At 54.0% G+C, this 17779-nt stretch carries 14 protein-coding genes; 2 read left to right on the forward strand and 12 right to left on the reverse strand.

Annotated elements, in window-relative coordinates; translation table 11 throughout:
- Positions 1–94 precede the first annotated feature (94 nt).
- The 11 genes from pheT to DFQ01_RS04490 form a co-directional block, all read right to left on the reverse strand.
- A complete protein-coding gene (gene pheT / locus DFQ01_RS04440) occupies positions 95–2536 on the reverse strand; it encodes a phenylalanine--tRNA ligase subunit beta (protein WP_110042664.1) in 2442 nt (813 codons plus the stop codon).
- Positions 2537–2595: 59 nt separating this feature from the next.
- Positions 2596–3630, reverse strand: coding sequence for a phenylalanine--tRNA ligase subunit alpha (gene pheS, locus DFQ01_RS04445; RefSeq protein WP_110042665.1), 1035 nt, complete (start codon positions 3628–3630; stop codon positions 2596–2598).
- 581 nt (positions 3631–4211) lie between these two features.
- The gene (locus tag DFQ01_RS04450; protein ID WP_342769979.1) at positions 4212–4859 is read right to left on the reverse strand and encodes a YcnI family copper-binding membrane protein; all 648 of its coding nucleotides are present in this window, start codon (positions 4857–4859) and stop codon (positions 4212–4214) included.
- 921 nt (positions 4860–5780) lie between these two features.
- Positions 5781–6509 carry a response regulator gene (locus DFQ01_RS04455; RefSeq protein ID WP_110042666.1) on the reverse strand — a complete coding sequence of 243 codons (729 nt, stop codon included), beginning with the start codon at positions 6507–6509 and terminating at the stop codon, positions 5781–5783.
- A complete protein-coding gene (locus DFQ01_RS04460) occupies positions 6499–7347 on the reverse strand; it encodes a sensor histidine kinase (RefSeq protein ID WP_110042667.1) in 849 nt (282 codons plus the stop codon). The genes DFQ01_RS04455 and DFQ01_RS04460 overlap by 11 nt, the downstream gene beginning before the upstream one ends.
- Positions 7348–7397: 50 nt before the next feature.
- Positions 7398–9059 (reverse strand): copper resistance CopC/CopD family protein, encoded by a 1662-nt coding sequence (locus tag DFQ01_RS04465; RefSeq protein WP_245946523.1) that lies wholly within the window; start codon positions 9057–9059, stop codon positions 7398–7400.
- Between the two features lie 654 nt (positions 9060–9713).
- Positions 9714–10130 (reverse strand): gamma-glutamylcyclotransferase family protein, encoded by a 417-nt coding sequence (locus DFQ01_RS04470; RefSeq protein WP_110042668.1) that lies wholly within the window; start codon positions 10128–10130, stop codon positions 9714–9716.
- A 91-nt stretch (positions 10131–10221) separates the two neighbouring features.
- On the reverse strand, positions 10222–10989 hold the full coding sequence (locus DFQ01_RS04475) for a LamB/YcsF family protein (protein ID WP_110042669.1): 768 nt from the start codon (positions 10987–10989) through the stop codon (positions 10222–10224).
- A 608-nt stretch (positions 10990–11597) separates the two neighbouring features.
- On the reverse strand, positions 11598–12659 hold the full coding sequence (locus DFQ01_RS04480) for a 5-oxoprolinase subunit C family protein (RefSeq protein ID WP_110042670.1): 1062 nt from the start codon (positions 12657–12659) through the stop codon (positions 11598–11600).
- A 138-nt stretch (positions 12660–12797) separates the two neighbouring features.
- Positions 12798–13535 carry a 5-oxoprolinase subunit PxpB gene (pxpB, locus tag DFQ01_RS04485; RefSeq protein ID WP_110042671.1) on the reverse strand — a complete coding sequence of 246 codons (738 nt, stop codon included), beginning with the start codon at positions 13533–13535 and terminating at the stop codon, positions 12798–12800.
- A 332-nt stretch (positions 13536–13867) separates the two neighbouring features.
- Positions 13868–15193, reverse strand: a complete 1326-nt coding sequence (locus DFQ01_RS04490; protein WP_174812555.1) for a VWA domain-containing protein — start codon at positions 15191–15193, stop codon at positions 13868–13870.
- A gap of 116 nt (positions 15194–15309) precedes the next feature.
- Here DFQ01_RS04490 and DFQ01_RS04495 point away from each other — a divergent pair, with 116 nt between their 5' ends.
- Positions 15310–15618 carry a hypothetical protein gene (locus DFQ01_RS04495; protein ID WP_110042673.1) on the forward strand — a complete coding sequence of 103 codons (309 nt, stop codon included), beginning with the start codon at positions 15310–15312 and terminating at the stop codon, positions 15616–15618.
- 69 nt (positions 15619–15687) lie between these two features.
- Here DFQ01_RS04495 and DFQ01_RS04500 read toward each other — a convergent pair whose 3' ends face one another.
- Positions 15688–16050 carry a winged helix-turn-helix transcriptional regulator gene (locus tag DFQ01_RS04500; RefSeq protein ID WP_110042674.1) on the reverse strand — a complete coding sequence of 121 codons (363 nt, stop codon included), beginning with the start codon at positions 16048–16050 and terminating at the stop codon, positions 15688–15690.
- A gap of 246 nt (positions 16051–16296) precedes the next feature.
- Here DFQ01_RS04500 and DFQ01_RS04505 point away from each other — a divergent pair, with 246 nt between their 5' ends.
- Positions 16297–17745: a hypothetical protein gene (locus DFQ01_RS04505; RefSeq protein ID WP_110042675.1), complete on the forward strand. Its 1449-nt coding sequence runs from the start codon at positions 16297–16299 to the stop codon at positions 17743–17745.
- Positions 17746–17779: the final 34 nt, after the last annotated feature.

Genomic DNA, 17779 nt, shown 5'->3' on the forward strand with positions numbered 1-17779 from the left:
TGGATGGATCATTAACCATTACCCCAAATGCGAAAAAAAGCCACATCGCTGTTCCTTTCGGAACTATTTCGATGTGGCTTAGAGTGTTTCCTGCCTACTTCCGCAATTCTGCACCAAAAGTTTGCTCAATTGCCGTAACGACTGCGCCGTGCAGTTCCGTTACTTCCTCATCTGTCAGCGTACGCTCTGCGTGGCGGTACACAAGCGACAAAGCAACGCTCTTCTTGCCAGCACCAAGCTTCTCACCGGTAAAGACGTCAAACACGCGAATCGACTCCAGCAGACCCGCTGCTGTCTCAAGTGCCTTCTCCAGCAAGCGGCCAGCTTCGACTGCAGAATCAACGACAACCGCGATGTCACGCTCCATAGCAGGGTAGCGCGGCAGCGTCTGATAGACGATAGCTGCATTCGCGTATTCGTACAGCGGAGCAAGCTCCAGCTCTGCTGCATACGTGTCCGACAGATCCATCTGCTGCTGCAGCTGTGGATGCAGCTGACCCACATAACCAAGCGTAATCTCACCCGCTTCCGTCTGCAGCTTCACCGCTGCCGTACGGCCAGGGTGGAACCCTTCTGGAGCAGCAGCTTCATAACGTACGCGGCCGCTAACACCAAGCGTCTGCATGATCGTTTCGACAATGCCTTTTGCATGATAGAAATCATAAGCAACAGCTTTCTGATTCCATGCTGCTTGCACTGCATTGCCCGTCAGCAGCAAGCCGAAGCGATGCTTCTCATGCGGAAGCTGCGTCAACGTCTCTTCTTCTGTATGGTAAACGCTGCCGAGCTCGAACACTGCAATATTGTCGTTCTTCCGATTGCGGTTATAAACTGCCATATCGAGCAGTTGCGCCAGCAGCGACGTACGAAGCACGCTGCGCTCCTCGCTCATCGGCATCGCCAGACGAATCGGACGTACATCGCCCGTCAGCGCTGGGAACAGCGCTGTACGCTCTGGGCCTGTGAACGAGTAGCTAATGACTTCGTTCAGACCGGAGTCCGTCAGACGCTTGCGCAGCTCGCGGCGAATCGCCTGCGGCTTCGTGAGCGCACCTGGCGTTGTGCTGCCTTCGATTGGCGTCGTTGGAATGTTATCGTAGCCGTACAGACGAGCAACTTCTTCAATAAGATCCACATCGCGCGTAATATCGCCGCGGCGTGTAGGCACCGTAATCGTAAACGTGCCATTGTGATCGAGATCGCCTTGGAAACCGAGTCGCGTGAAGATCGCTTCTACTTCAAGCTTCGACAGCGACGTGCCGAGGTACGAATTGATTTTGCTCAGCGTGACTTGGACAACTGCTGGCTCCTGCGTTGCAGCGACGGCTTCAACGATGCCTTCTGCCACATGTCCGCCTGCAATTTGCTCAAGCAGCGATGCTGCACGATCAAGAGCAGGAATGACACGGCCCGGATCGACTTCTTTCTCGAAGCGTGCGCTCGATTCCGAACGAAGACCCAGTTGACGCGACGTACGGCGAACCGTACTGCCGTCGAAACGAGCCGATTCCAAAATAATGTCCGTCGTATCTGCTGTCACTTCGCTGTTCGCACCACCCATTACGCCAGCCAGCGCGACTGCTTTATCGCTGTCGGCGATAACGAGCATTTGCGGCTCCAGCTTGCGCTCTTGGTCATCCAGCGTCGTCAGCGTTTCGCCTTCTTGAGCAAGACGAACCACGATGCGGCCGCCGGCTACCTTGGAAGCGTCAAACGCGTGAAGCGGTTGACCGTACTCGAGCATGACGTAGTTCGTCACGTCAACCACGTTGTTGATCGGACGAATGCCAGCCGCCATCAGTCGGTTAGCCAGCCAGAGCGGCGACGGCGCGATGGTAACACCACGAATATAACGTGCTGTATAGTGCGAGCACAGATCCTTCGCTTCGATCGATACTTTCAGGTAGGAGGATGCCAGCTCCGGCGAATCCATAATTGCCGTGCTTGGCAGCTTCACTTCACGGCCCGTAAGTGCTGCGACTTCATAAGCTGTACCAAGCATGCTCAGGCAGTCCGAACGGTTCGGCGTCAGGTCGAGCTCCAGTACTTCATCGTCGATCGCGAGCGTTTTGCCGATCGGCTGGCCGATAGGTGTGTCTGCAGGCAGAACAAGAATCCCTTCCTGCTGCTCCTTCGGCAGCAGCTTCTCGTTGAGACCAAGCTCCTTCGCCGAGCAGATCATGCCTTGCGATTCAACGCCGCGCAGCTTCGCGCGCTTGATGTTCAGATCGCCAGGCAGCTTCGCGCCAACCGTTGCGACTGGCACCTTCTGGCCAGCATCTACGTTGCGAGCGCCGCAGACGATTTGCAGATTTTCACCCGTTCCTACGTCCACTTGGCACACGTTCAGCTTATCGGCGTCAGGGTGCTTTTCTTTCGATACGACATAACCGACTACAACGCCGGATACGCCTTTGTTACGCGATTCTACGACGTCGATCTCGATGCCGCCGCGCGTCATTTGCTCCGCGATTTCCTTCGCTGTGAGATCCGAAACATCGATATATTCATTCAACCATTGATAGGATACATTCATTTCGTTTAACGTTCCCTTCTATCCCGTATATTGCAGCTGACCTTTGGACTGCCGCCTTATCACATTCGTGCGAACTGATTCAAGAACCGCTGGTCGTTCGTGTAGAAGTGGCGGATGTCATCGATGCCGTATTTCAGCAGCGCGATACGCTCAACTCCCATACCGAATGCGAAGCCGCTAACTTCGTTCGGATCATAACCGCCCATCTCGAGAACGCGCGGATGCACCATGCCGCAGCCGAGAATTTCGAGCCAGCCCGTATGCTTGCACATCCGGCAGCCATGACCGCCGCACTGCGAGCACGTTACGTCAACTTCAGCGCTTGGCTCTGTGAATGGGAAGAAGCTTGGACGAAGGCGAATTTGCGCTTGGCTGCCGAACATCAATTGTACGAATTGCAGCAGCGTGCCCTTCAAGTCGCTCATCCGAATGTTCGGACCAACGACCAGACCTTCGATCTGATTGAATTGGAACGAGTGCGTTGCGTCGTCGTCATCGCGGCGATAAACTTTGCCTGGGCAAATGACTTTAATTGGCGATTTGCCGTTCGCTGCTTTCATCGTACGGATCTGAACCGGCGATGTCTGCGTACGCATCAGAATTTCATCCGTAATGTAGAACGAATCCTGCATGTCGCGCGCAGGGTGGTTTTTCGGCAGATTGAGCGCTTCAAAGTTGAAGTAATCCGTCTCTACCTCCGGACCTTCTGCAACCGAATAGCCGAGGCCGATGAAAATATCTTCAATCTCCGTAACGACCTTGTTCAGCGGATGCACTGCGCCAGTTGGCAGCGCACGGCCTGGCAGCGAGACGTCAATCGTCTCTTCGCGAAGGCGTGCAGCCGTCTCTTCTTGACGGTACGCTTCTTGCTTTTCTTCGATAACCGCTTCAATCGCAGCGCGAACCTCGTTACCGACTTGACCGATAATCGGACGCTCTTCTGCGCTCAGGCTGCCCATGCCGCGGAGAATTTCCGTCAGCGCGCCCTTCTTGCCCAAATACTTAACACGCAAATCGTTCAATTGCTGCTGTCCTGCAACTTGCTGAAGCTCTTGCAGCGCTTCAACGCGCAGCGCCTCCAACCGTTCTTTCATGCTTGTATCCCTCCATCAAATGTCCAGCTATTCATCCATTCTGCTTGAAGTGCGTGTTCAAAAAGTTCGGTTTTCGTCCGCCGAGAAGATTGCGAGAACCTGAAGGAGGAGGAACGGAGTGTAGGCAGTACCTACATGAGTACCGGACTCCGAAGGTGAACGCAAGCTTCGACGTCGAATAGCTTCCTGACTTACTTCGTGATCAAAAGCGGACTTTTTGAACTACCTCTTGAATGGACGCAAAAAAGGCCCTTCCTCCCCGTTAGGGACGAAAGGACCGTGGTACCACCCTATTTCAAGCCGCGCTGCATGATGCTGCAAACGACTGATCCGACTTCTGAGAGTCAAGACCATTCGGCTTCTCTTACCGGATAACGGCCGGTGCCGGACTTCCTACATACGTACATGAGGTACGCGTTCAAAAGTCTGCTCGGGAGCGAACTTCAGCAGACTGTCACCGCAAAGACGCTCTCAATCCATGGCGTCTTCTCCCTGTCCGAACAGATCCGCTTACTCTTCTCCGTCATTGCAATCCATCTATTACCCATTATTATAACCAACTCGTGCCGCGCTAAGCAAGCCTAACGTTTCTTGCGCGTCAGTGATACGAGCAGTGATGCTGCGCCAAGCACTACGGCTACGATGGACAAAATGAGCGGCGTCTTGCTGTCGCTGCTGTCGTCCGACTCCGCTGCTGTTGTCGATGCGGCGTCATGGCTGTCACCATGCGCGTCGCCGCCTTCTGCTGCAGGCGTTACTGTCGTTACGGATGCAGGCTTATCTGCGCCATCGCCGCCAACCCATTCCACCACTTGGCCGTCGCTGTATGTTTGGTAAGCTTTCCAGACGAGCTGCGTTGCATCGTCTGCAACTTTGCCGCTTACGCGGAATTCTGTGAATTCGGTTGCCGACAAACCGCTGCCTTCTGCCGTCCACGTAATGGACGTGATAACGTCATCAGCGCTGCGCTCCACTTCATATTTCCAGCCCGGCTTCGGTTCAACGCGGCTAACGTTGATTTCCGCTGGGACGTTTACTTTAATCTTAACCGTGTTAATGTCCTTCTCTTCACTTGGTACACGTACGGCCAATACTTGGTATGTACCAGCTTGCACCTGCGTTGGTTGAACTGTAACATGGGCGCTTGCAATACCCGAGAATGCCAGCATGCTTACCGCCATCGTTGCTGCTACTGCGAATTTCTTCATGGACTGTTTCTTCATCATCATCGCCATCCTTCTCTCCGTCTCGAATTGCTCCTATGCCGCTAGTATACCGTTCAGCTGCCATAGTTGACATGACTCGAAAGAGCTATGGGATGTGGCAAGTTGGTGAAAAAAGGGGGATGGCCCCTTTTGAACCCCTATTTTAATAAATGAAATTTAAAAATTTCTACCCACCTAAATCCTCCCTGCTAGGGAGGACCCCATGGGACTCCCGTCCCCTGGACCCCGGAAGGGGATGTGGGAGTGACTGAGGCGAGTGTTAGATACTGCGTGCTTTGGGGTCGCGTGCCCCTGCGGGCACAAGCTTTTGTTCGAGCGTAGAATGCAAACCCAATCCCTCCCTGCGGGGCCTCGAAAAGGATGGTGGCAGGGCGGAGGCGCGTGGGAGATACTGCGTGCTGGGCGCGTGCCCCTGCGGGCACAAGCTTTTGTTCGAGCGTAGAATACAAACCCAATCCCTCCCTGCGGGGCCTCGAAAAGGATGGTGGCAGGGCGGAGGCGCGGGAGATATACTGTGTGCTGGGCGCGTGCCCCTGTGGGGCATCGCATTACAGATGTGCGTTTTAGTGTGTTGTTTTGGGGGCGTGAAAGTTGATTGCGTATAGGCGTTATGTTGGTATCTGGATTAAGTAGGGTAGAACCACACCTAATCTTGTAAAGTAACCGCTTTGAACCCGATAGGTGTGGGATAACCACACTTATTAATGTTCTGACGTATGATTAGCGAACATTCTGATGGGTTAAGCGTGGTAAAGGTACGCTTAAACGTGTTTGAAGCTCGCTCAGCTTGCATTAGGTGTGATTTTACCGCACTTAGCTCATTGCCGAGCATGGGATGGCTTCAATACAAACACAAACGAGAAGGCTTATGCGAATTCGCATAAGCCTTCTCGTTCGTGGCTCTATTACTTTTTTGTGTGGAGGTTAGGTTTGGTCGTTCATTCCCTGCTGGATGGCGTAGCGGGCGAGTTGGACGCGGTTGTCGAGGTGGAGCTTTTGCAAAATGTTCTTGAGGTGGTTTTTGACCGTATGTTCAGAGATGCCTAGCGTGGCGGCAATCTCTCGGTTGGAGTCGCCGTAGGCGACTCGTTCGAGTATTTCTTTTTCCCGCTCCGTGAGCGGAGTCGCGGAGGAAGCGTTCGTTCGGGGCTCCGGTTTTGGGGAGCCGCCGAGTGTACTTGCAGGCGTGCGGCCGGATTGGCCGAGCGCGCCGGTGAATTCGAGCAGCAGCCTTGCTGCTAGCTCCTTCGACATTGGCGCTTCGTCGTATGCGACTGCACGCAAGTATTCGAGCCATTGGGAGGGCGTAATATTTTTGAGAAGATAACCTTGGGCTCCGCGCTTGATCGCTTCGAACAAATCGGAGATGTCATCAGACACGGTCACCATGACGATCTTAACGGCTGGCCAACGCGACTTAATGCGCTGCGTAGCCTCAAGCCCGCCCATGCCCGGCATCCGGATGTCCATCAGCACCAAATCTGGCTGCTGTAGCTCGATCAGCTCGAGCGCCTCTTCTCCGCTCTTCGCCTCGGCAATGATCTCGAATGATCGATCACCGGACAAAATCTCGCGCATGCCCTCGCGGCCATGCGGATGATCATCGACGAGCATGACACGAGCAACGGATTGTGACGGTGTGTTATCGCTCATGGCGGCCTCCTCTAGCTTTCTCAATCGTAATGGTGGTGCCCTGTCCCGCCGTTCCACTAGCTGTAAACGTCCAGCCCATCGATTGCGCACGATCGCGCATCATCCGTATGCCGAAACGGCCTTTGGCCCACATTGCATCCGTATCCGCTCCAATCCCATTGTCGCGAACCGTCACATGAAATCCGCCTTCGAGCGGCTCGCTTGTGACGGTAAGCTCCGAAGCATGCGCATGCTTGCGTACATTCATGACGGACTCACGAAGAATGGCAAGCAGCTCGACCTGCTCCTTGCCGTTAAGCAGACCATCGGAAAGGCGCCAGTCCAGCTTCACCTGCAGCCGCCCGTTCGTTCTCGTATCCTCCGCGAGTTCGCGGATAGCATTCATCCATGGTACATCGGTCGTCACCGGCGCGGCCTGCAAATTCGCAATCGACTGCCGAATGTCCGCGTAGACATGCCGAACTGTCCCACGAATCTGTTCTGTCGCTGCGGCGCGATCGCTGCTTTCCTCTGCCTGTTCCAGCTTATCCAGCTTGACCGACAGCAGGAACAGCGACTGCGATATCCCGTCATGCAGCTCGCGTGCGAGCTGTTCCCGCTCCTCGAATACCGCCTTCATCGCTTTTTCGCGCTGGAGCATGCTCTGCGTATCCTCCATCATGCGAAACAGCTTCGTGAGCAGCGTCAGCGTGACGAGCAGCACGATAATCGGTGCGAGGAAATTGCCGAGCTCCATCGACAGATACGGCAGCAAAAATTGGTGCCGAACATATTCCCATAGACCAAGCGTGATCGTTGGGATGAGCAGGATCGCCCATTTGATTTTGTTATAGGACATCAGCTTAACAACCTCTCGTCGGGCCGAATCTATCGCTTGGCAGCTTCGCCTTAGTAGTTGCGGAAGGTCGTAGTCTCGACCAGCTCATTATCGTTCTTGTCCATGACCCGGATTTCCGCCGTCCATTGTCCCGGGTAAGGGATGTAAGGACCGTTCGCCTGATAAGCGTACTTGCCGTAGCCGTCGAACGCATCAATCTCTTGATCATCGTACGCCTCAAGCGGAATATCAATCGGGGCATCCTCATGCTGTTCCGAACGGAAGCGCAGCACGACGGATTTAGGTGCGCCGGTCACATCAGGCAGCCAGATTTTGAGCGTAATCTTGTTGTCGCCTGGTACGTTCGGCGTTACGCGCAGCGATACGTGCATCTCGGCACCCATTTTATGATAGGATACAGGCTCATTCGCAGGCAGCGGGCTAACGTACGTAAATAAGGATGTAATGACGATGATGAGTGCCATGAGCGCGCCATCGATTCGAAGAATCGTAGCAGATGGCAGGTCACCTCGTCTTACTCGAATGCGGAGCAACGCGCCGACAATGATGACAAGCAGCGTCAGTCCGGCCTTGATCGTCAGCATGACGCCCCACGATGTGAGCCACAAATAGGACAGCTTCGGCAGGAACAGCAGCGTCATGCCGACGCCTGTCAGCACGAGCGCAGCGAGCGACAGAACAGCCCCGCCTGAGAATCGGACTGCGAAGCGTCCTGCTTCCTTGCGGTCTTTGAACCAGAACACCAACAGCAGTGCGAGTCCACCTGCCCATAGCGCAGCAGCTGTAAGGTGGACAAAGTCGAGACCAACCGTGAGAACCTTCGGATTGTTGGCCTCAGCATGGCCGCTCCAGCTTTCAACCGCGATTAAGAGAATCGCCCAAATAACGCTGACGGTCCGGCCGCCACGAAGCACGAGGAAACCAATGAGCGACAGAACGACCGTTGCCAGCCACGCCATGCCAACCGATGTGCGCGACAGCAGCTTAAGCCATTCGCTAAGCGGCTCGTCCTCCATCACTTCGCGAGCATGGAAAAATACATATAGAATCGAGCCAAATAGGAAAGCACGGACTGTACCAAGGGACCAGGCCTTAGCAAGCTGAAGCGACGCGCCCTCAAAGCGCATCATGGACTTCCAGAGCATCACCCCTACCGCTAGAAGCAGCGTAGCGTAGTAGAAGAACCGAACGGCATATAGAATAAGCTCGGACGATGTGAGTGCAGACGCAGTCGAACCATGTCCGGTATGACCCAGCTGGGTGTGGAGGTCAAAGGTTGCTGCATCTTTGGCCGCCGGTGGATTTCCGACAACAAATACATAAGAGCCGTTAACAGGATGTCCATCCTCCGAAATAATCCGGTATGTAACGGTATAAACGCCTTCGTCAAGGTTAGACGGCTTCACAGCGATCGAGGTACGATCGCGATTGGCCTCGATGGCTGACACATTCATTTTGCGAGATAACGAGTCCAGCAGCTCGATGCCGCCAACCTTCGTCTCGACCGCCTCGTTAAAGGTAAGCCGAATTTCTTCCGGGCTCTGCGTCAAACGTGCGCCAGCCTCCGGCGAAGTTTCAAGCAGCTGCGAATGGGCACTGACCGTCGATGCAGGCCATACAAGCCAACAGGCTAACAGAAGCACGCCAAGCGTGAAAATTTTCATATAGCGACTATAACGATGATGGTGATGATAAAATGCGATGTTGTTCACGAGCAGGCACTTCCTTTCTCTGAGAAATAGGGGCTCTGCCCCTTGAACCCCTATTGATTTCTATCCTAATGAATTCCCCGCCTAATGAGCTCTACCCGCCTAAGGGATTCTACCCGCCTAAATCAGGAGCTCCACCCACCTAAATCCTCCCTGCAAGGGAGGACCCCAGCGGAACTCCCGTCCCCTGGACCCCGGAAGGGGGAACGTGGGAGAAGCAGAGGCGCAAACGCGTACTGGGGTGGTGGGAATCGCGTGCCCCTGTGGGGCAGAGCTTAATTTTTATGCGCACCTAAACCCTGGCATGCGGTACGTAGGATAGAGTGCGATTTGCGTACTTGGGTGGTGGGAGTCGTGTGCCCTTTGGGCGCTTGCGCAAGCATTCGAGAAATTAAAGTAATGCTTGGTGAAATCCCAGTTCCACAGGTGCTGACGTATAGATTTTGAGTTTCGACCAGAGGATTCACAACCATTGTACAGAAGATCGAAGCCAGAATACTCGTCTCATTTTGAACATTATCAAAATGTTATGAAACAGGTCAAGCGAATACATCCCATATAATGTAAACGAAAAAGCCGATTTTCCTGTTTGGGAAGACCGGCTTGTGTGGAGTTAAATGGTGGATGCGGTGGGGAAACACTTGGTGACGATGCTTGCTAGGGTCGACTTCGTCTTTGTTTTGCAGCGTAGTAATCGGGCCAATAAGAAGTGGTGACTGGCGGGCAGCCTCGGTCGGTGTCCCACACGTAGACCCAGCCTTCGAGATCGCTCCGCTCCAAATCCCGCACCCAAATCCGTTCGTAGTCGTTCGTCTCTTCCCAGCCGAAAAATTCCTCCAGCTCGTCCAGCGAGGCGAGTGCGGATATCGGGACTGTGATCCACTGGCCTCGAGTAGCAGCACAACGCTGTATAGCAGTCGCATCACGTACTAAAGCTGGATAGGAGCCTGCGTCAACGAGACGACCTGCAATCCGGCCGAACTCGGACTGGTGAACGTATCGCTCCACTACATGATGGTTATGCTCGCCTGGCAGCAGCGAGCCGTATATAAAAACACGAATCATCGTTTCCATGGCAGCAGCCGAGACTCCTTTTGTATGAGCAAACCTCTAAGAATAGCCAAGCATTTCAAGGATGAGCGACCACGTTTAAGAGGCAGATATTTCAGTTGCTTGGCGGTTGAATACGAACGTTGGCTGTTTCGAGCGCTTCGCGAATCGCTTTCGCCCACTGTGCGGCGTGTAGACCATCGCCATGCAAGCAGATCGTATCTGCCACTACAGGCGCTTCTCCTCCATCCGCTGTCATTGCTTTGGAACGGCACACCATGCTGATCGCCTGCGCAATCGCAGATTCAGTCTGGTCTAGCATCGCATTGGGTTGGGATCGAGGCGTCAGCTTTCCGTTCGGCTGATACGTCCGATCCGCGAACGTTTCGGATACGACACGCAGTCCCTCTGCATGTCCAGCTTCAAGAAGCAGGCTGCCCGATTGGCCATAAAGCAGCAGCTTGCTGTCAAGCGTATGGATAGCTCGCGAGATAGCAGCAGCGATTTCCCTGCTGCTGTTTGCCATATGATAGAGCGCACCGTGCGGCTTTACATGTGCAAGCTGACCGCCTGCTGCATGGACGAAAGCTTGAAGGGCGCCAACTTGATACAGCGTGTAATCGTACGCCGCTTGCGGCGAGATTGCCATCTCGCGTCGGCCGAAACCTAATCGGTCCGGCAGGCCGGGATGCGCTCCGATTTGCACGCCAGCGGCGATGCTGCGAGCCACCGCTTCCCGCATCGTATGCGGATCGCCAGCATGCCAGCCGCAAGCAATATTCACGCTCGTTACGTAAGGCAGAAGCGCTTCGTCCTGTCCGAAGGAATAAGCACCGAAACCTTCGCCGAAGTCAGCGTTTAAGTCAACGGTAAAGCTAGTCATTGCGTCACCTCAACGTGTAGGTAATGGTTTGCTAGAATCGTTTGATTTAAAAAATGGTGCGAACGCAGCGAACTCCGCCATTGATGTTGTTAATTCGGTCGATGCGAATGAATCGATGTGCAACACATATGCAATTGATAGTGAGTGATGAATTCAGGCTCATTCATAGTGAAGCGAATGATATATCACATTTAATCCGCTTGCGTGCCACGTGGAATTGGCGATGGTCAAACGCATATGGCTGCGTCGGAAGAGCTAGTTCGGATTTCTAACGGTTGTCCCAGCGGTTATTACAGGGAAATCAATGCCTTTGCAACACTAACGGTTGCCAGCGAGGCTATTGAGATCAACTATGGCAAAAATCGCGAATACAGCGTAAATAAGCTTCGTTGCAACCGTTACAGCTTCAGATCGCACATTTAGGCTCGATTAAGCGCCATTGCAACCGTTAGCGCCGATAGTGTCGTAGCTCGCAGCCACAGCAGGCATAGATTGGAGGAATGACTATATGTGCTTAATGAAAACATTGTGACCAACGCAATATCTTGCTCAACTGATAGCATCAAACTAACCTCATGTCATCGTACGTTATAGAAACTAACTAGATGCTAGGAAGCATCGCGTGGCAAGCGGCAGCGGATTGCCCATTCCAGCGCGCGGATCGACCTCTCCGTCGCGAGATACAACCCGTGCGCCTCATCGAGTCCGATCGGGCGGAAGGTAATCCAATCGCCCGGCTTCGCCTGAGCGAGCAGCGGCATATCGACGGCGGCGACATGCGCCAGCTTCGGGTAGCCGCCGGTCGTTTGACAGTCGGCGGCGAGAATGATCGGCTGGCCGCCGTCGGGCACTTGAATGACGCCAGGGACGATGCCATGCGAAAGCAGCTCGTTCCTGGCGATGCGTTCAAGCGGCGGCGAGCCATCGAGCCGCACGCCCATTCGGTCGGAAGCGGCCTGCACGCGATAGCGGCCGCTGTAGAACGCTGCACGGGCAGCTTCGCTGTACTGCCCGTGCTCGCTGCCTGGCATCACGCGCAGCTCGATGCCAGCTTCGCTTGCGCCGCCGTAAGCCTGCGGCGGCGCGTACCAGGCCGCCCATCCATGCGGGCGGCCTTCGCCTTCGGCGACGGCGGCGCTGCTGCGCTTAGCCAGCGCCGCGAGCCAAGCGGTCGCCCACGGGGACGGGGCGACCGCCCCTGCGGCCATGCCGCAGGGAACGGCATCGCCGGCGCGAAGCGGCCGGCCGTCGATGCCGCCAAGACGCGCACGCGCGTCGGTGCTGCGGCTGCCAAGCGCCGCAGCCGTGCCAATGCCGCCGGCGACCGCCACGTACGCGCGGCAGCCAAGGCGGGCCGCTCCGAAGCGAATCGTCGCGCCCGCCGGCACAAAAACCGGCCGCCACGTCGCAAGCTCGTGGCCGTCGATGTGCGGCGCCATATCGGCGCCGGTGATCGCGATCAGAAGGTCTTCCTCCGCTCGAAGAACAGGACCTGTCAGCGTAAGCTCCAGTCCTGCTTCCCCCTCCTCATTGCCGACCAACAGGTTCGCGACGCGAAGCGCATAATCATCCATAGCCCCGCCGCCTGTAAGGCCTGCCGCACGATGTCCGTTTCGCCCGCGATCTTGAACCGTCGTATACAAGCCAGGCTTTTGTACGATCAAGCTCATGCGCTGGCACCTCCTTTTGCAATGTGTTCAACCGACCTTATCTCTTTCATGTTTCTTTGTTTACCGTGTTCCCTGCTCCTTCAACCGTCACGAGGCTTGAACGCCGACTTTGACCGCTAGGTTATCAACCGCCAACAATCAGCGCTCTCTAGCTGCCGCTTCCTCTGCTTCCAGCGCAAGAAACCGCTCTTCATCTATCGGAACGAATCGAACGATATCCCCGGCCCGCAGCAGCGCCGGTTCCGTCTTGTCCGCATCGAACAGCCGAAGCGGTGTCCGACCGATCAACTGCCAACCACCAGGCACGTCAAGCGGGTAAATGCCCGTCTGCCCGCCGCCGATTGCGACCGAACCGGCAGGGACGCGAGCGCGAGGATTGTCTCGTCTAGGCTGTGCAAGCTGAGCTGGTAAGCCAGCTAGATACGGAAACCCAGGTACAAAACCAACCAACGCAACGGTGTATGCCCCCGCTGCATGCGCCTGTACAAACTGCTCTACACGCATCCCGCTCCGTTCGGCAGATTGCTCCAGATCAGGGCCAAATTCACCGCCATAACAGACCGGAACATCCATCCATCGAGCGGTCTGCTCAGAACGATTGCCCACCGATTCCAGCAGCCCTTGCACAGTACGCACCGCCATCTCATAGACCGTCAAACCGTTCCTCTGCGCTGCTAGCTTCCATACATGGATAGGATCATACATAATCGTCAAAGTTGTATAAGCTGGGATGAGATCTATAATCCACGGCACGTTCGCCTGCCGGAGCCAATCCGCCGCCGCCCCGACCTGTACCCAGCTGTCGCCGGCCGCTTCCACGGACAACTCTGCAACAAGCGCCCGATCGCCGAGCGGCGATATCGTCCAGTTCATCATGCTTCCTCCGTTCTCTCTCCCTACTTCTTCTAGAGGTCGTTCAAAAACTTCCGGTTCTCACGTAGCACTTCACTACGCTCCGATCCTCACTCCTTGCTTCATCCAACCTTCTCGGTGCTGACAACCGGACTTTGTAAACACGCACTTCTATTATGGTGATGCCGAAAGCGTATTTTCAACTATAAAAACAAAACGCCTGCGCACAGCCCCCCCTTCTAGAAGGTCGCTATACACAAGCGTTATGTTGTGAACCAGCCTAATACTGCATTAGCCTTCTGCCTTCTGCCTTATGCCTTATGCCTTCTGCTTCTTGCTTTATTCTTGCTTCATTCCTACTGCCCCTGCACATAACGATTAATGACATCGACCATCAGATCATTCAACGCCCGCACCTCATACTCGCCAACAGCAGGCTTCAGATGCTCATTCCCAACACCGCTGTGATCCGTTAGGAAAATGTACGTTCCGCCCGTTGCGACCGCCATATACCGGAGCAAATGCTCCGTTGGAATGTCGACGCCGCTTGATGCGATCGGAATTATTCGTATACCTTTGTCAGCGGCGAGCGCCGTCAGCTCCTGCATTTTCTTTATAATCGATATCTCATGATGCGGCGGTGCATCCAAGACGAGGAACAGCAGCCTAGTCAATGCCTGCTTGCTCCAGTCATGCTCTTCGATCGCATCTTCCAGCGCTTCCTCTACTGCCTCCGGCGTATCGCCGCCGCCGAACGCTTCCTGCTTCGCAATTTGCCCGACTGCCTTATCGATATCTTCTGTGAACGGGAACGAACGAACCGTATAATCATCATGCACATCACGGTAAAAATTCGGGCTGACCCGAATGTTCAACTGGCCCTTGTTCGATTCGCCAACCCGTCTGACGACATCCTTCAGCTCAGTCTCCAGAAACTCCAATTCATCCGCCATCGAACCCGTCGTATCGACGACAAGCATGAGGTCAACGAGAGAAGAGACATCACTCGCTTCGCTGAGCTCGACTTCCAACACACGACCAGATTGTAGATCCACATTCTCGAACTGTTTCTTCTGCTTGCCAGCCGTTACCGTTACCCCATATTTCGCATTGCCGCCTTGCTCCTCGAACAAAATCGGGAACAAATACGCCACGCCTGCTGCATTGGTGCGCGCAGTCCAGCCATCCTGCCCATTGCTGCGAGTCAGCGCAACCTGCGCATCGACTGCCGGCCGCCCGTTCGCGGTTACCTTCACTTCCAGCCGCTGAAAATTATAAAATTGCCAATACGGCCGATAGCGATCGCCTTCGTATGAAGCCATCAATTCCTTCCACTGGCTCCAGAGCACATTATCGTCCCATTCGCCAGCTGTCAGCGTTCCAGCCGGAATAGCATCATCATTATTGTTGTTTGTCGCGGAGTCCTCATCGCTTCGAGAATCTTGTGGTTTATCCGTCTTAGATTCGGTTGTTGCCTTGTCCTCAGAAGTGTGTGATCCTCCTGAAGCAGGTTCACCTAAATCTGCAGCCGCTGTACTATCCGTTGCAGTTGTATCGGTTGTCTTGCTTTCGCTCTCATAGTTTGCGGCCGTATCGTCTCTATCTGATGACCCGCAAGCTTGAAGCATCAATACGGCAACGAACATAAGCACAATACCTAATCGCTTTCCGATTGCCATCATATCCAACATCCCCCTATATATGGTCTGCACTAACAGACGCTTCCAGCCAGCAGGATGTTGCATGAAATAGCCCGTACTTATACAATCGATACATCTAGAGAGGAGCTTGAACCATAATGATGGAAACAATCGATCTCGTACAAATAACGATCTCCGGCGATGACATCGAAGTAGCCGAGCTGACGTTCAGCGCCGCTCAGCTTGTTATCGTTCAAGAATTTGGTTCCAAGCAATGGTATGTCGACACAACTGATGCCGGACCATCCGAGCTGCTCGATCATTATTACGTCAGTGATAATATTGCCGTCCAGATGACGGCACGAACGAACGATGGCCGCACCTATAGCGGAACAGCCTATGTCCATGCCAATGTCCCTTGCCAAGCCTGCGTCCTTCGCGGTGATGGAGAACTCACTGAGGCTTAAACATTGCTCGAAACCATTTATACCAACAGCAAGCAAACAGCCGCATCCTTATAAGGACGCGGCTGTTTGCTATGATTTGCTTGGCTGTACGAACTGCTGATCTTGATTTTGAATATGAGTCAAATAATGAGTACCGAAATCACACAGCTGCAGAAGCGCCGGCATTAGCTGAAGTCCCAGCTCTGTCAGCATATACTCCACCTTAGGCGGTACTACTGCATATACCTTCCGATGAATAAGCCCGCTCGCTTCAAGCTCCCTAAGCTGGATCGTCAATACCTTCGGTGTTATTTCAGGGATAAGCTTCTGCATTTCATTATACCGCCGTGTATGGGATGCCAATAAGCTTAGAACCGGAATTTTCCACTTGCCGCTGATTAGTTCGAGCGTTACTTCCGATGTGCAGCTGTAGCCTGAAGTCTTCAGCTTCATTGTATACAACACCCCCATATCGTAGGAACCAAGTATTATACTGTTATTTACTACGAATTATACTTCTCTAACGCCTCTTCCTCAAGACGCTCCCACTTCCTAATTCCACTAGCACAGGGCGTACAGCTTCAGTTTCTTTCGACATAGTCACTTTCCTAAAGGATACTCCCATTCCTTAAAGTGCGTACTATTCATGAATCTCCCCGATTGCTATTCTAGAAAAAACTGAAAGCGAGGTACCTTACAATGACACCATATCGCGCAGCAATAGGCGAGCAGCACATCGTGTGGGGAAATCAAATCAATGTTGATCAGCTTGCAGCCGACAATCCTCCTGCAGACAGCTTACAACTATCGCATCAAGGAGAATGTGACTGGGATTTGCAGCCCGGTATCTATTATGCAAAAGATATCGTTCGTGAACTAGACACGCTTCTTGAGGTCATCTCGATCCGACTCGGCGATGCCGCGGACCCGGAAGCGCTGCACCGCAATATTGAAGCAAGTCTAGCCATATCCGGTCGTGAATCAGTCCTCTCCCTCGCTTCAGCCGACAGTGAAGTTACATCTCGGACTGAACTCTCGAAGCAAGCGGACTTAATCGGCAGACGATTAGCCGACTGGGCGCGTGAGTTCAGCTCTCAGCAATGGGCGCGCAGCCGCTGCAGCGCTGAGGCGTTGAGCAGTCTATTGATCAGAAGCCGCTGTGACCATCATTTGTGGACGCCGCGAGTGACCGATCTTCTGATGGGTCCATTAGGCGGGCCTATTGTCATGCAGCTATTCAACGAATATTTGCATCAAATCGTCCTGCTGCGCGATGCTCTTCTTCCATTCGACAATTGGGAGGAGGTGCCGATTGAGCTGCGCGCCGATAGCAGCGGCAAAGGACTGCGCTATACCGAGCAAGCACGTGCCCAATTTCTTACCGAGCTTCTTGTGAAGCAGGTATCGCATCAATCCATCGTCCGCTATGCACAAGCCGTGCTCGCCCCTTCGCTCGCCCCTGTCGGATACGGCTTCCAATACCGTCTAGGCACGATCCTGCCGGCCAGCTTAACCAGTAATCTTGCAACAACAACTAAATACTTGCTTCGCTGGTACCCTGTCTACACAACAGCTTCCAATCGTATCTCGGATCCCATTGAGCAGTTAGCATCTGTCGCATTCGTCTATGCTTATGACGACTACTATACTGCTCCGAGAAGCCAGATCGGACAAGGAGAACCTACCGTACTCAACGAGCATCAAGCATCTCAGCAAGAGGATGCTTCATCTGAGGCGCGCCTTCACGCCTTCCATACGGATGGTCAGACGGATCGCGTTCAGCTTCAATACCAGCTGCAGCTTCGCGACACAAACATTGCTGTTGATCTAGGTCAACTGCTGAGAGGCCATCGATTCGTTTATCATACGGAGCCAAATTCGCAGCATGCTCCATCCCTTGCTGCCATTCAAGAACCTGCCCAGCCCGTCATCTATTCGGCACAAGAATTATTACAGCAGCCTGGACTTGTCACCTCCGATGCGGGAATTCATCTGATTGAAACAGGCGGCGACCCTCTCATCCAGCGAGCCGTACTAGGCAAGCTCTATCCGGAAAATGTAATCCTGCTCGATCGGTCGAGCGACGAGCAATTGCATGCTGCTCGTCAATCGGGCAAAGGGTTCGGCGCCAAATTCCTTCTCCATTAACCCAACAACAAACAAGCCACCGCAGCTTCCTGCA

This window comes from Paenibacillus cellulosilyticus (assembly GCF_003182255.1).
GTDB lineage: Bacteria > Bacillota > Bacilli > Paenibacillales > Paenibacillaceae > Paenibacillus_T > Paenibacillus_T cellulosilyticus.